The following is a 14,358-nucleotide window of genomic DNA, read 5'->3' on the forward strand; positions in this document are numbered from 1 at the left end:
CCCCCCCCCCCCCCCCCCCCCCCCCCCCCCCCCCCCCCCCCCCCCCCCCCCCCCCCCCCCCCCCCCGCTCCCACATTTGATTTGTGTTTAGTCTGCTGACTTGGCCCGACGCGCCTTGAAAAACTCGCTCAGGACCGTGCCACATTCTTCGGCCAGGACCCCACCTTCGAACAACACCCGATGGTTGAGGAAGTCCTGGCTGAAGAACTGCCCCTGGCTTTGCACAATCCCCGCCTTGGGCTCCAGCGCCCCGTACACCACCCGCGCAATTCGCGAATGCACGATCAAACCGGCGCACATGCTGCACGGCTCCAGCGTCACATACAGCGTGCTGCCCGGCAGACGGTAATTGCTCGCAGCCTGCGCCGCTGCACGGATCGCGACCATCTCGGCATGTGCGCTGGGGTCGCTGCCGCTGATCGGGCAATTGAAGCCGCGACCGATGATTTCACCGTCCTGCACCAGCACCGCGCCCACTGGCACTTCCCCGAGCGCGGCGCCTTCGGCGGCCAGGGCCAGGGCTTCGCGCATGAAGTCCTGATCACGGCTGCGATCAATGATTTTCGGTTGACGCATCTGGCGCATCAGGAGACCTCGATGGCGGCCATCAGACCGGTTTCCATATGGTCGATCACATGGCAGTGGAACATCCACACACCCGGATTATCCGCCACCAGCGCGACACGGGCGCGCTCGTTTTTACCCAGCAGGTAGGTGTCAGTGAAGTACGGAATGATCGTCTTGCGGTTCGAGGAAATGACCTTGAAGCTCATGCCGTGCAAATGGACCGGGTGCTGATACTGAGTCATGTTTTTCAATTCGAATATGTAGCTTTTGCCCTTCTTGAGCGTGGCAATCGGGCGGTCGGCGCAGGTCTTGTCGGTGATGTCCCAGGCCTTGCCGTTGATCTGCCACAGACTCGGCGGTTTGCCATTGTCCACGTTCACCGAGACCGAGCCAACCCACTCGAAGTTGAAGTTGAGTTTTTCGGCGTTGGCGATGTCTGGCTCGGAGATCGGATTGGCCGGCAGCGCCGGTGGCCATTGGGTCGGGGCATCAGTGTTGGCCACCGAACGGAAAGTGCCGATACGTACCGGCCCGTTGCGCAGGGAGAGCTCTTCGCCGGCTGGCGGTGCCTTGATCGCCAGGCAGATACGCATGCCAGGTCCCAGCCAGTATTCCTTGCCCAGCGGTCGAGGCTCGATGGGGTTGCCGTCCAGCGCGTAGATCTGCGCTTCGACGCCGGGAATGTTGATCCGATAGGTCAGGGTGTTGTCGAGGTTGAGCAAACGCACCCGCGTGACCTGCCCGGCCGGGAGGTCGACCACCGCCTGCGATACGCCGTTGATGGTCGCCAGCCGGCCGGCCGTCCCGCCACGTGCAGCTTCGCGGGGAACGCTGAAGGCAACGAACGCGCCCTCTTCGTCGACATGCCAGCTCTTCAGGCTCAGGGTCCGCTCGTACTTGAAACCGGTGGGTTCACGCTCTTCGACGATCAACGGCCCGACCAGCCCGCGGCCCAGCTCCTTGCTGCTGTTCACATGCGGGTGATACCAGAAGCTGCCGGCGTCCGGCGCACGGAATTTGTAATCGAAATATTCGCCGGGCAAGACCGGCAATTGCGAGACGTAGGGTACGCCGTCCATCTCCAGCGGCAGGCGAATGCCATGCCAATGAATGGTGGTGGCGACCGGCAAATGGTTGATGAAGCGCACCCGCAGCCACTCGCCCTGGCGCACTCGCAACTCGGTACCCGGCGCCGAGGGGCCAAAGGCCCACGCTTCGGTTTTGTGCCCGGCAACCAGTTCTACGTCCAGCGGGGCGGCGATCAGCTCGTAGTCGTGACCTGCATCGGCGTCAGCCATCTTCCCCAGCCAATAGCGCGACGCGCCACCAGCCCCGACGCCAACCACTACAAGACCGGCCAGACCACCGAGTATCTGTCGACGGGAAAAGGACATGGATTCAACTACCTCACGTATCAGCAGCGGGCCTGAGCCCGCAAAAAGGCGAATACGATACACCTGCAGATGAGAAACAGTAAGGGCGCAAAGGTTTGTGTCGTCTGACAGGACGCCTTCGCGGACAAGCCACGCTCCCACACTTGATCGCATTCCCCCTTTAAGACTGCGATCTAATGTGGGAGCGTGGCTTGCCCGCGATCGGCCGCGAAGCGGTCGTAAAACCGGTGAATGCGTTCTGTCTGACAAACCGCGGTGGTAGATTTCAGGACTGCTTCGCAGCCCGGCGGGAGCAAGCCCCGCCACAAAAGCCGTTCTGCGGTTACGCCTCTAACCCCACCACCAAATGCACAACCCCACCCGCCAACACCATCACCGCCGGGACACCGGCCGCACGCAAGGCCACCGGGTCCATTTGCGTGTCATCGTGCAGCTCCACCCGCACCCGCGTCAGGGCAATTCGTTGCCGGGATTTGAGGTTATTGGCACCACCCAATGCGGCCACGACTTCTGGCTCCAACGATGAAGAGCTCTGCGGATCAATAACAACCTTGGGCTGATCCACCACCAGATCCGGTGTCAGGGCTTTCCAGAACGCCCGCTGCATTTTCTCGAACATATTCAGTTCTCCAGAACCAATGAGGTGACGACTGCCGTCTGTTGATGCCCGTGCAAGGCTTCACGCACCTGCTCGGCGCTTTCCAGACTCAAGACCCGTTGAGCAATGGCCTGGCATTCCCTCAGGTCCACTTCGCGGATTGTCGCTTTGATCGCCGGAATCAACGGCACACTGACCGACAGCTCATCCACTCCCAGCCCCAGTAACAGCGGCACCGCCAGGGTCTCGGAGGCCAGTGCGCCGCACACCCCGACCCACTTGCCGTGGGCGTGAGCGGCTTTCACGGTGTTGGCGATCAGGCGCAGTACTGCCGGATGGAGACTGTCGGCCTGGCTGGCCAGCCGCGGATGATCACGGTCCATGGCCAGGGTGTATTGGGTCAGGTCATTGGTGCCGATGGAGAAGAAGTCCACTTCGGGAGCGAACAGATCGGCCATCAACGCCGCGGCTGGAACTTCGATCATGATGCCGAGCTTGGGCAATGCCTTGAGCCCCAGTGTCAGCGCTTCCTCTTCGAGCATCTGCCGGGCCTGGCGCAGCTCGGACAGCTGGGTGACCATCGGCAGCATGATGTGCAAACGGGCCAGCCCGGCGCAGGTCAGGATCGCTCTGAACTGCTCACGCAACAGCTCGGGACGCTCCAGGCACAGGCGAATCCCGCGCATGCCCAGGAACGGATTGGCCTCACTCTCCATCGGCACGTAGGCCAGCGGTTTGTCGCCGCCAACGTCCAGGGTGCGCACCACCAGATTGCGCTCCGTCCCCAACGCGCGGGCGATGGCACTGTAGGTGACCGCTTGTTCATCATGGCTTGGTGCACTGTTGCGCTCCAGATAGAGAAACTCCGAACGCAGCAGACCGACACCCTCACCGCCCAGCGTCACCGCCTGCTCAACCTCTGGCAGCGAAGCGACGTTGGCCGTCACCTCGAAGTGATGACCGTCACGGGTACAGGCTGCCAGTGAAGCGTGTTCGAGTTCGCGCTGACGCCGTAGCTGTTGCTGCTGACGTTTGGTCTGTAACTGTTCGATAGCCGACAGATCCGGGTCCAGGTGCAGCTCGCCCTTGTCGGCATCGAGCAAGACTTGAGTGCCGCTGGCAAGCTGCAGCACTTGCGCCGGTAACCCGCACAAGGCCGGCAGGCCAATGGCCCGGGCGAGAATCGCCACATGACTGGTGGCGCCGCCGCCCACGGTGACAAAGCCCAGCACCTTGCCGGTATCAAGGCCTGCGGTCTGCGAAGGCGTCAGTTGTTCAGCGATCAGGATCGCCTGCTCCGGCAAGACCCAGGCGTTGTCCTGCACACCGAGAATCAGTTTGAGCACCCGCTGGCCAACGTCCGCCAGGTCCAGAGCGCGCTCGGCCAGTAATGGACTGCCCAGGCTTTTGAACAGCTGCGAAGTCGTCTCGGTCGAACTGCGCCAGGCGAACGCGGCACTTTTCCCTTCAGCGATCAAGGCGTGGGCCTGCTCCAGCAAGCCTGGGTCTTCCAGTAATTCCTGATGCGCCTTGAAAATCTCCGCTTGCGCACTGCCTGTCGCGTTGTCGCGCAAGCGTTGCAATGCTTGCGCAGACTGGAGCAATGCACGCTCCAGATGCCTGCGCTCTTCGGCTTGATCCGAGCCTGACTCAACCACTTCAAGGGTCTGCTCCGCCACTTGGACTACCTGCCCGAACGCCGAGCCCGGCGAGGCACAGACGCCACGCAACAGCTTCGCCGAAGACGCTTCAACCAGCGTAACCGGCTCACTCATCGCCACCGCAACGACCGTTTCACCACAACCCGCCGCCAGCAACTCGGCCAGGGTCTTGATCGCCAGCTCGGCATCCTCGCCCACCGCACTGACCTGCAAGGTATCGCCCTGCGCGGTCTGCAACGCCATGATCGCCACCAGGGATTTGGCGTTGGCACTGGCCTGTTGTTTATGCAGACAAATGCTCGCCGAAAACCCCTTCGCCGCCTGGGCAAATACCGCCGCAGGACGTGCATGCAAACCGTTCAGGTTGGGCAGGGTCAGCGGTTTGGAGAACCGCGCTTCGCCCTCTTCCTGCGCCACACTGGTACGCGGATCGCCCAGGCTCAGGCGCAACACCGGCTGCGCGCATGCCACCAGACCGCTGTCCGGTGTCAGCAGACTGAAGGGCTCGCCGCTGACCACCAGCATCAAGGTCAGCAGGCTGCGGGCATGCAAGCCAACGTTGTCGGCGTCGAACTCGATCAATGCCTGCCCGGCCTCAACCCGCTGGCCCTCTTCCACCAACCTTTTGAAACCCTTGCCGGCAAGGTTCACCGTGTCCAGACCAATGTGCATCAACACCTGCACACCGCTGTCGTCGGTGATGCTGACCGCATGGCCACTCTGTTGCACATTGCTGACCACCCCGGCCAGCGGCGCGCAGAGGGTTTGCGACGTCGGATCGATGCACAGGCCGTCACCGATCAGACGGCTGGAAAACACCGGGTCCGGCACTTGATCGAGCGGCATCAGCACCCCGGACAAGGGCGCTAGCAGTTGCAAATGTTGGGTTGTGGCCATGACTTCACCTGCTGTTTTGTTCTTTTAAGTGCTGATGGAGCACGCGCCCCGACAGCATCGCTTATTTCCACCAGTACTCGACCTGCAAACCGACATTCGAGCCATGCAACGCCGTACCGAAAGCGCCGGTATCGGACAACGCCGAACCCGCCGCCAATTCGTTCGCCGCGCGTTTGGCTGCTTCGTTCCAGCTGGCATAGGTGTAATACAGGCGCACTTCCGGGCGCGCCCAGAAATCCGGGCCCTTGGGCGACCAGGTCGGGGCGAAGGTGAACTTGCTCAGTTTACGCGTGCCGCCGGGGGCCTCGACCTGATCGTGACCGAGTTCGGTGACCAGTTTGAACTGTTCAGTGATGGCATAGGCCGGACGAATGCCGAGGGAAATCCAGTTCTGATCGTTGCCGTCCGGGCGAATGTCTTTCTGATAGACCGCTTCGACCTGGCCACCGAAGCGCGGTGTCACTTGCCAGTCGAAGAATTCCACCACACGGTAGCTCTTGTTGCTGTCGTCGAGGCCGACATTGCCGGTATAGCCCAACCCGGTGCCAGGACCTTCGCCGTACTGGAATGCCAGTTTGTTCTTGCCGCCCAAAAAGTCTTTCTGTACATGCTGGGTGGTAATCGCCCAGCCACTGTGAGCGTCGCGACTACCCGGTTTGTCGATGTAGCTCAGGCCGAACTCCAGCTCACCACCGGGGTTGGTCTTGAACCCGGCGACGTTGAAGTCGTGCCGGCTGATGTAGTCCTTCTGGAACAGGTTGTCCTTGCGCGAGAAGGCGTAGCTGTACTTCAGATCGCCGATCAGTACGTCCTCGACCCCACCGCCCGTGGCGCTCTGGTTCCAGTAGTAGAAGTCGGAAATATGGATGTCATTACGCTTGTAGTAACGCCGACCGGCCCACAACGAACCGCCGTTCAGGCTGGGCATCTTCGACCACTGTGCATACATCTGCGGCATGCGCACCGAGCCGTTGTTGCCCTGGAACGTCAGGCTGCGATCGTATTGGTTAAACAGCGACGCCATGCCATCGACGCTGAGCACCGAACCGTCGTCGAGGGTAAACAAGTCCTGACGCAACTCCAGCTCCGCATACTGTTCGCATTCGTTGCCGAGCCGGTATTTCGACTGCGCGCCGGGCAATTGAAAGCACGACTGCGAACTGCTGTTGACCGAGGTCCCCACGCCGCTGCGCAAGTAACCGGCGAACTCCAGGGCCTGGGCCGAAAACGGCAATGCCAGGCATACGCACGATGCTGCAAGGCTGCGATTTATGGTTATTTTCATGAGCCACCCCATTATTTTTATTGTGTTTGCTCTGCAAAAGCGGCGCGCAACACTCCCCCGCTCGGCGCTCTGCGAGTTGTTTGAAACAGTGCTTGTCAGTGGTCGGTCAGGTGCAGGACGAACGACTCGTAAGGCCGCAAGAAGAGCTGTCGGCTGCGCGTTGGGCAGTTGCCATAGTTACTGATTACCAGGCGCTGCCCCATCCCGTCAGTGATCACCCCTTCCGGCAAATCAACTTCGCAGGCCGCGGCATAGAAGTTGTTCACCACCAGCAAGCGTTCACCGTCACCTTCGCGCAGGTAGGCCCAGACCTGGGTGTGGTCGGCCAGGAGCTGGCGATACACGCCGTCCTGAATCAGCGACTCGGTGCGGCGCAAAGCGATCAGTTGGCGGTAGTGATGCAGCACCGACGCCGGGTCGTCGAACTGCTGTTCGACGTTGATCAGCGCCGCGTTTTCCGGCACGCCGATCCAGGGCTCGGCAGTGCTGAAACCGGCGTGGGCTTGAGCGTTCCATTGCATCGGCGTCCGGCTGTTGTCCCGGGACTTCTGCATGATCGCCGCCATGTTTTCAGCCTCGGATTCACCGGCCTCACGCTTGAGGCGATAGATGTTCAGCGTCTCGACATCGCGGTACTGCTCAATGTGATCAAAACCCGGATTGGTCATGCCCAGCTCTTCACCCTGGTACACAAAAGGCGTGCCCTGAAGGAAGTGCAGCGCGGTGCCGAGCATCTTCGCCGAGACCACTCGGTGTTCACCGTCATCACCAAAACGCGAGACCACCCGCGGTTGATCGTGGTTACACCAGAACAGTGCATTCCAGCCACCGCCGGCCTGCATGCCGGTCTGCCAATCGGAGAGGATGCGTTTGAGATCGAGGAAATCGAAATCGGCGCGTATCCATTTCTGCTGGTTCGGGTAATCGACTTTCAAATGGTGAAAGTTGAAGGTCATCGACAACTCGTTCGAGTCGGGACGCGAATAACGAATGCAGTGTTCAAGGCTGGTGGAGGACATCTCACCAACATTGATCAGGTCGCTACCTTCGAAGACTTCGCGGTGCATTTCCTGCAAATAGTCGTGGACGTTCGGGCCATCGGTATAGAAGCGTCGACCGTCACTGTTGTCCTCGGGAAAGTCCGCCGGTTTCGAGATCAGATTGATCACGTCCAGACGGAACCCGCCCACACCTTTGTCACGCCAGAAGCGCATCAGCTTGAAGACTTCAGCACGGACCTGCGGGTTGTCCCAGTTGAGGTCGGCCTGGGTGTGGTCGAACAGGTGCAAAAAGTACTGCCCGGTTTGCGCCTCGTATTCCCAGGCCGAGCCGCCGAACTTGGACTCCCAGTTGTTCGGCTGATCGCGCCAGATATAAAAGTCGCGGTACGGATTATCGAGACTGCTGCGGGCCTGCTGGAACCACGTGTGTTCGATGGAGGTGTGGTTGACCACGATATCGAGCATCAACTTGATACCGCGTTTGCCCGCCTCGGCAATCAACAGCTCACAGTCAGTCATGGTCCCGTAGCTCGGGTCGATGGCGTAGTAATCGCTGATGTCGTAACCGTTGTCGCGCTGTGGCGACCGCAGGAACGGCGTGATCCACAGGCAGTCGACGCCCAACCATTTCAGGTAATCGAGCTTGGCGACCACACCGAGCAAATCGCCCGTAGCGTTGCCTGCGTGGCTGTGAAAACTCTTCGGGTAGATCTGGTAGATCACCGAGCGCTGCCAGTTCTGCATGGAGGATTCCTTCAATTGGTTTTGTACTGGCCCTGAGGGCCTCATCGCGAGCATCGGAACGCCGCCCGGCCCGCTCCCACATTGGAATGCGGTCAACTGTGGGAGCGAGCTTGCTCGCGATAGCGATCCATCAGGCGACTCGATACCCAGGCCGGACGATCTTCATGCTCAAGCCACAGGTCAAAACGAACGGTACGACCATGGCGATGACCATGCCGATCACAAACATCGGAATGAATTGCGGAATGATCGAAATGAACCCTGGCAGCCCGCCGACGCCAATCGCCGAGGCCTGGACCTTGTTCAGGGAAAGAAAGATGCCGCCCAGCGCCGAACCGGTCAGGGCGGCGTAGAACGGAAATTTGTAGCGCAGGTTGACGCCAAACATCGCCGGCTCAGTGATACCGAAGTAGGCGGAAATCGCCGAGGTCGAGGCCATGCTCCGATCCCGCGCATTACGGCTCATGTAGAACACCGCCAGCGCCGAACTGCCCTGGGCCAGGTTGGACATGACGATCATCGGCCAGATGAAGGTGCCGCCCTGAGTCGAGATCAACTGCAGGTCCACGGCGAGGAACATGTGGTGCATGCCAGTGATCACCAGCGGTGCATAGAGCAGACCGAATATCGCCCCGCCAACCATCGGCGCCAGGTCGAACAGGGTGACCACGCCTTCGGTGATCAAAATCCCCAGGTGACGGGTCACTGGGCCGATCACCGCCAGCGCCAACACCCCGGTCACGACGATGGTGGTAATCGGCACCACCAATAGTTGAATGGCATTCGGCACGCGTGCCCGCAGCCACTTTTCAATGACGCTCATGACGTAGGCGGCCATCAGGATCGGCAGGATCTGGCCCTGATAGCCGACCTTCTCGATCTTGAACCAACCGAATATATCGAAGTACGGCAGGCTCTGGCCGTCCAGCCCCGCTACCGCCTTGCCATAGTTCCAGGCATTGAGCAGATCGGGGTGCACCAGCATCAGGCCCAGCACGATGCCGAGGATTTCACTGCCGCCAAAACGCTTGGCCGCCGACCAGCCCACCAGCGCCGGGAGGAACACGAACGAGGTGTTGGCCATCAAATTGATCAGGCTCCAGACACCGTCCAGCGTCGGGTACGCCTCAAGCAGTGTCTTGCCGGCGATGAACATGCCTTTGGCGCCGATCAGGTTGTTCACGCCCATCAGCAGGCCGGCAATGATCAGTGCCGGCAGAATCGGCATGAACACATCGGAGAACACCCGCACCAGACGCTGCATGGCATTGGTCTTGTCGGCGCCCTTTTGTTTCACGTCGGCGATGGTCGACGCGGCGAGGCCGGTCTTTTGGCGTAGCGCGGCATAGACCTTCTCGACCTCGCCGGGACCGATGACCACCTGAAACAGGCCGCCGGTGAAAAACGAACCTTTGACCAGATCGATCTGGTTCAGCGTCGCGCTGTCGACCCGACTCGGGTCTTTGAGCGCCAGCCGCAGTCGGGTGACACAGTGCGCAGCTTGTTCGAGGTTGTCTGCACCACCGAGGCTCTGAAGGATCTCGCTGGCGATATTCGGATAATCGTGGCTCATGCTTTTTCTTCCACTTGGATTCTTGTTATTGGAGAGCGCTATTGGCAGTACGCCGAAGTGAAAAGTACTCGTCTGTACGAGTTAAAGCAACAACTCGTACAGACGAGTTACGATTTGTTTATCCTGAACCCGACCAGCGGTGAGTTTTCCTGTGCGATCCATCTACATGGACAAACCCCAACTCTGCCCTTAAGGTTCCAGACCTTGAGCGCAGCGGGCACAGAGCCATCCCATGAGTAAATACAACCAGATCTACACCGATCTGCTTGCCAGCATCACCACCGAACGTCTGGAACGTGGCGCGCGGCTGCCCTCTGAAACCGAATTGATGGACAGCTACCAGGCCAGTCGCGGCACTGTGCGCAAGGCCATAGAGCAACTTCAGGAACGCGGCTTCGCCCAGAAAATCCACGGCAAAGGCACCTTTGTTCTGTCGCCCAACCCGATCGAATTCCAATTGGGCGGAATTGTCAGTTTCCAGGAAACCTACCCGCGGCTGGGCAACGACGTCAGCACCGAGGTGGTCGAGTTCAGCCAGTTCCCCCTCGAAGGCGCCCTGCTCGAACACATCCAGGCGCAAGAAGGCAGCCTGATCACCCGTATCAAGCGCGTACGCCGAATCGACGGCAAGCGAGTGATCCTCGACATCAACCACTTTGTCGCCGATGTGATCCCAGGCCTGAATCGCGAGATCGCCGAGCACTCGATCTACGCCTTCATCGAGCAAACCCTGCAACTGCAAATCAGCTATGCCCAGCGGACCATCGAAGCGGTACCGCGCAGCAAGGATGACCAACAACACCTGGATCTTGAGGGCCAGAGCCATGTCATCGTGGTCAGCAACCAGACCTTTCTGCAGGACGGTCGCCAGTTCGAGTACACCGAATCACGGCATACGCTGGACAAGTTCTACTTCTCGGACGTTGCGCGGCGCTGAGAGGAGTGCGTCAAACCAGCGCCTGCCACTCGGCGCTCAGGGCCACAACCCGGCGTGACTCCTTGACGAGATTGACGCTTTGCGCGATCCGGGCGACGTCGATCACCGGTTGTTCGAGGCTGTAGCCGCCCTTTGCATCCAGCCAGCTCAATACCTCAGCCAGGTGCCAGACGGATGTCTTGCCCTCATTACACCAGGTAACACCATGACCCCGAGCGCCAGGGACCGGCGCTCCACTCCCCGTTGCGCCCCACCTCATATAACCCCGCTCACAAAGCATTCATTTCAGCAATATCGCGCACCACCTGATCTGCAGAGCGGTCGAACATCGCCTGCTCCTGCGCATCCAGAGACAACTCGATCACCCGCGCAACCCCATCCTCCGCCAGCACACAGGGGACACCCATGGCAATACCAGTTCGCCCGTACTCGCCCTCGAGAATCGCGACCGTCGGCAAAATGCGGTTTCGCCCATTGGCGATAGCATCCACCATCTGTGCAATTGCCACGCCCGGCGCATCGCAGGCGCTCCCCACCTTCTTCAAACCCAAAATCTCGCCGCCACCCTGACGTGTGCGCTCCACAATCTGCTCTATCTGCTGATTGGACAGGAAGTGAGACAGCGGCACCGAACCGACCGCACAGTATCGCATCAGCGGCACCATGCTATCGCCATGCCCTCCCAGCACCAGCGCCGTGATATCCCGAGCAGAAAACCCTGTCTCCTCGGCAATGAAACACTTCATGCGCGCTGTATCCAGTACCCCCGCCTGCCCGAACACCCTGTTGCGTCCCAGCCCACTGAGACACCAAGCCCGATAGGTCAGCACGTCGACCGGGTTCGACACCACCAACACCGTCGCCGCCGGAGCATGACGATTAATATCCAGCATGATGCTATCGAGAATTGGCAGATTGATACTCAATACATCCTGACGCGACTGACCAGGCTTGCGGGGCACACCCGCCGTAATCACCACTAGGTCAGAATCCTGCAGCAATTCGGCATTGGACCCGCCGTAAACCCTGGTATCAGAACCTGACTCAACTGCCGCCTGCCAGACGTCCAGCGCCTTGCCCTGTGCCAACTCACCCTGCACATCAATCAACATCAACTCACGACAGAACTCTTCCCGGGCGATGATCTGAGCCGCCGCCTCACCCACCATACCGGCACCCACAATTGATAGCTTGTTCACCTCACACCTCCCAGCGGCTCGCGCCACCAGCAACACGCCCGCCTATACAGAGAAGTATTACCCGCTAATGCTAAAAGACCACCCGAAGGTGGCCTGTATTTGTTTTACCTGCTTTTCGCCATTCCCATGGCGGCATTACTTTAGCCTCTGATAACCCCCATAGGCCGAGCCGTGCGGCCTTAGCGGACTGCTCCGGGTCTATCGCAGCCCTTTGCCATCGTCCGCAATGGGTCGTTCTTTGCCGGTCATGGCCACGCAGCGTGATGGTCAAATCCGATGCAAATGATTGGTCAGGTCGAGTGCCAATGGGTGGGCAGATCTGTGCAATTATCCATTTTGAGCAATTTCCGGGGTCTAAGAACCCTACCGCGCACCAAGCCCTTGAAAGCGCCGTTGATGGCTCTTCGGGTCTCCTGGTAAGCACAACGAACAATCCAGCCCACGGCCTTTCCTTTTGGTGTCCAAAGGCCGTAGGCCGATAAAGTTGCAAGTGATGGGCTGCGCCTCGAGGCGCGGCGCTTCGCGCGCAGAGTAGAAGCTTCTTAGAACTTCTTAGAGCGGAATTTCGCGAAAGGACTGGAAGCCAGACAGAGCACGATTTTGCGCCCATATTTGGCACGTGATTTATTTCCACCTAGGCCGGGGGTAGTTTCCACTTAGGCCGGGGGATGTTGCCACCTAAGCCGGGGCTTGAGTTAAGTCGTGATACTCGCTGGGCGTCTCACAACCTGAATACTGCTCGATTAGTGGCATACTCTTTGGTCGGCTGACCAACACTAGCCCACTGCTCATCTGTTCGATGGACCAGCCATAGCCGTCATGCAGGCTCCGCGTTTGATCCGCGATCTCGTGCAATGCCGCCCGTAACTGGTCGCGCTTCTTGCTACGGTCTGAGGCGGCGAATCTAGCCCAAGCCGCACCGCCCCAAACATGCGGTGCAATGGTATCGAGGTGTGCCCCATTTCCGTTACCCAACGCCCGACCTAGCCGGATATTCGAGCAAAGCCAGGCATGTAGAATTTTCGCCACTCCTGTCTCCAGCTCGTTGCGCTCGAACAGTGAGACTTTGACGTACTGTCCATGAAAAACTGCATCCGTTAAACGCGGGTTTGCTGCGATATGGATTTCACCGGTTTTATGGTTAAAGCTGACCGAGATCAGGTTGCAGCGCCGGTCCCATCCCGTTTGGTGGTTGATCTCCCGAACCTGTGTATTGGCTAGACGATTCAAGCTCTCTTTTGCCGCCTTCAGCGCCCGCCCACTCTCAGGGTCTTGATATCCAGCATCAATAAGTAGGCTTCGCAGGCTGGTGCGTTTGCTCGCCAACGGTGCTCCGTCATCGTGATTAAATTCCAATGCAAGGCGTAGCTGCTTATTGATTGGCCCGGCTGAGGTGCTTTCGATCACAAGCTTTGCAATGCCAAGCTGAGCCGTTAGGGCGTACAGAATTGACTGGTCATCGGCTCCAAGTTGCTCAAAACCCTGAAATCCGATCTCTAGCTTACCGAAGCGGCGCGGCTCGAGGAGCAAGCGTCCTCGTTTTTTACCCTTGGTAGGCACGAACAGCCCGTCAAAGACGTGGGCGGGGTCAAGTAGGGCGTAGGCTGGTTTAATATGTCGCTGCGACAAGCCGCGCCCTCTTGGCCTTGGGCTGTTTCTCCAGCACGGCGGGCTTCAGTACACCACCCTCATGCCGACGGAACCAACGCTCCTGAAAGGGTGTGCCGTAGTTGGCTTTGCTGACACCATAGCGGACAAAGCAGCCACGCTGACTGTCCTCGACTCCCCATTCCTCAGACTCGCCTTGCGTCATGCCGGACAGATACGATTGCCACCGGATGTTATCGACCAACACGGACGACCCTCGACTGGCCTGCTGCTGGTCGCCTGCGCCCATCATGACTGCGCCCTTACCCGCGTAGCCATTTCTCGGCCCACGCATCAAACGTTTCTGCACCCTTGGTACGAGCCTTAGCACGGGCCTTTTCTTTGGCTGGTGACTTACCGGCCGAAACCATCTTTTTAGCCTCACCCAAGCGCTCTCTAGCTTCCGCAAGTGTGATGCCGCCCACGCCATAGCGACCGAACGTAACGGTCTCCTGACGGCCGTTGATGGAGTAGTTGTAGCGAAATGAGATTGAACCCGCAGGGGTAACAGCCACGTAAAGTCCATCGCGGTCGTTAACTTTGTAGAGTTTTTCTTTCGGTTTGAGATTACGTAGCTTGGTATCGGTCAGCATGGCGCTCGCGGATTCCGTTCAAAAAATACCATGCTCGGAAAACACCCCAAGACCGCAAGGAAACCCAATGAAACCGGGCGGATGATGAGATTTGATACCATGCTGCCCCCTACAGAGACGACATGGTATCGAACACCGAGCATGGCATTGCGCTCAGTCAATGCCCCTTACCGTGCCACACAAACACGGTGCTTGGCGATGCACAGAGCTGCCAGAATTTGCCAGACCAAAAAAGCCGAAAGCCCGCATTTACGCGGGCTTC

Annotated in this window: 12 protein-coding genes and 1 pseudogene; 1 reads left to right on the forward strand and 12 read right to left on the reverse strand. The window is 59.4% G+C overall.

Features of this window, described 5'->3' with window-relative positions; all coding sequences use genetic code 11:
* Positions 1-87: 87 nt before the first annotated feature.
* The 7 genes from tadA to treP form a co-directional block, all read right to left on the reverse strand.
* Positions 88-585 (reverse strand): tRNA adenosine(34) deaminase TadA, encoded by a 498-nt coding sequence (gene tadA, locus AC07O1_RS23240; RefSeq protein WP_495090270.1) that lies wholly within the window; start codon positions 583-585, stop codon positions 88-90.
* Positions 585-1,961 (reverse strand): multicopper oxidase family protein, encoded by a 1,377-nt coding sequence (locus AC07O1_RS23245; RefSeq protein WP_494991952.1) that lies wholly within the window; start codon positions 1,959-1,961, stop codon positions 585-587. The genes tadA and AC07O1_RS23245 overlap by 1 nt, the downstream gene beginning before the upstream one ends.
* Positions 1,962-2,283: 322 nt before the next feature.
* A complete protein-coding gene (locus AC07O1_RS23250; protein WP_495090271.1) occupies positions 2,284-2,580 on the reverse strand; it encodes a PTS sugar transporter subunit IIB in 297 nt (98 codons plus the stop codon).
* Between the two features lie 2 nt (positions 2,581-2,582).
* Positions 2,583-5,117 (reverse strand): phosphoenolpyruvate--protein phosphotransferase, encoded by a 2,535-nt coding sequence (ptsP, locus tag AC07O1_RS23255; protein WP_495090272.1) that lies wholly within the window; start codon positions 5,115-5,117, stop codon positions 2,583-2,585.
* A gap of 61 nt (positions 5,118-5,178) precedes the next feature.
* The gene (locus AC07O1_RS23260) at positions 5,179-6,402 is read right to left on the reverse strand and encodes a maltoporin (protein WP_495090273.1); all 1,224 of its coding nucleotides are present in this window, start codon (positions 6,400-6,402) and stop codon (positions 5,179-5,181) included.
* 95 nt (positions 6,403-6,497) lie between these two features.
* The gene (gene treC / locus AC07O1_RS23265) at positions 6,498-8,147 is read right to left on the reverse strand and encodes an alpha,alpha-phosphotrehalase (RefSeq protein ID WP_495090274.1); all 1,650 of its coding nucleotides are present in this window, start codon (positions 8,145-8,147) and stop codon (positions 6,498-6,500) included.
* Between the two features lie 130 nt (positions 8,148-8,277).
* Positions 8,278-9,720: a PTS system trehalose-specific EIIBC component gene (gene treP / locus AC07O1_RS23270; protein ID WP_495090275.1), complete on the reverse strand. Its 1,443-nt coding sequence runs from the start codon at positions 9,718-9,720 to the stop codon at positions 8,278-8,280.
* Between the two features lie 232 nt (positions 9,721-9,952).
* On the opposite strand from treP, the gene treR reads away from it, so the two are divergent.
* Positions 9,953-10,657, forward strand: a complete 705-nt coding sequence (gene treR / locus AC07O1_RS23275) for a trehalose operon repressor (protein WP_494991946.1) — start codon at positions 9,953-9,955, stop codon at positions 10,655-10,657.
* 10 nt (positions 10,658-10,667) lie between these two features.
* Here treR and AC07O1_RS23280 read toward each other — a convergent pair whose 3' ends face one another.
* From AC07O1_RS23280 to AC07O1_RS23300, 5 genes and pseudogenes are all read right to left on the reverse strand, one after another.
* Positions 10,668-10,808, reverse strand: a complete 141-nt coding sequence (locus tag AC07O1_RS23280) for a hypothetical protein (protein ID WP_495090276.1) — start codon at positions 10,806-10,808, stop codon at positions 10,668-10,670.
* Between the two features lie 118 nt (positions 10,809-10,926).
* Positions 10,927-11,856: a malate dehydrogenase gene (locus AC07O1_RS23285; protein WP_495012370.1), complete on the reverse strand. Its 930-nt coding sequence runs from the start codon at positions 11,854-11,856 to the stop codon at positions 10,927-10,929.
* Between the two features lie 678 nt (positions 11,857-12,534).
* Complete coding sequence (gene repC / locus AC07O1_RS23290) at positions 12,535-13,485, reverse strand: replication protein C, IncQ-type (protein ID WP_495090277.1); 951 nt, start codon at positions 13,483-13,485, stop codon at positions 12,535-12,537.
* A complete protein-coding gene (locus AC07O1_RS23295; RefSeq protein WP_495090278.1) occupies positions 13,466-13,798 on the reverse strand; it encodes a hypothetical protein in 333 nt (110 codons plus the stop codon). Before AC07O1_RS23295 ends, repC begins: the two co-directional genes overlap by 20 nt.
* Positions 13,770-14,096 (reverse strand): annotated as a pseudogene (locus AC07O1_RS23300) (Arm DNA-binding domain-containing protein); the annotation flags it as partial. The pseudogene AC07O1_RS23300 and the gene AC07O1_RS23295, both read right to left, overlap by 29 nt.
* Positions 14,097-14,358: the final 262 nt, after the last annotated feature.

Source organism: Pseudomonas sp. GW821-FHT07G10 (assembly GCF_059418545.1).

Excerpts from the sequence above, each read along its gene's own strand:
- tadA (WP_495090270.1), bottom strand. The coding sequence starts at position 585 with ATGCGCCAGATGCGTCAACCGAAAATCATTGATCGCAGCCGTGATCAG.
- AC07O1_RS23245 (WP_494991952.1), bottom strand. The coding sequence starts at position 1,961 with ATGTCCTTTTCCCGTCGACAGATACTCGGTGGTCTGGCCGGTCTTGTA.
- AC07O1_RS23250 (WP_495090271.1), bottom strand. The coding sequence starts at position 2,580 with ATGTTCGAGAAAATGCAGCGGGCGTTCTGGAAAGCCCTGACACCGGAT.
- ptsP (WP_495090272.1), bottom strand. The coding sequence starts at position 5,117 with ATGGCCACAACCCAACATTTGCAACTGCTAGCGCCCTTGTCCGGGGTG.
- AC07O1_RS23260 (WP_495090273.1), bottom strand. The coding sequence starts at position 6,402 with ATGAAAATAACCATAAATCGCAGCCTTGCAGCATCGTGCGTATGCCTG.
- treC (WP_495090274.1), bottom strand. The coding sequence starts at position 8,147 with ATGCAGAACTGGCAGCGCTCGGTGATCTACCAGATCTACCCGAAGAGT.
- treP (WP_495090275.1), bottom strand. The coding sequence starts at position 9,720 with ATGAGCCACGATTATCCGAATATCGCCAGCGAGATCCTTCAGAGCCTC.
- treR (WP_494991946.1), top strand. The coding sequence starts at position 9,953 with ATGAGTAAATACAACCAGATCTACACCGATCTGCTTGCCAGCATCACC.
- AC07O1_RS23295 (WP_495090278.1), bottom strand. The coding sequence starts at position 13,798 with ATGCGTGGGCCGAGAAATGGCTACGCGGGTAAGGGCGCAGTCATGATG.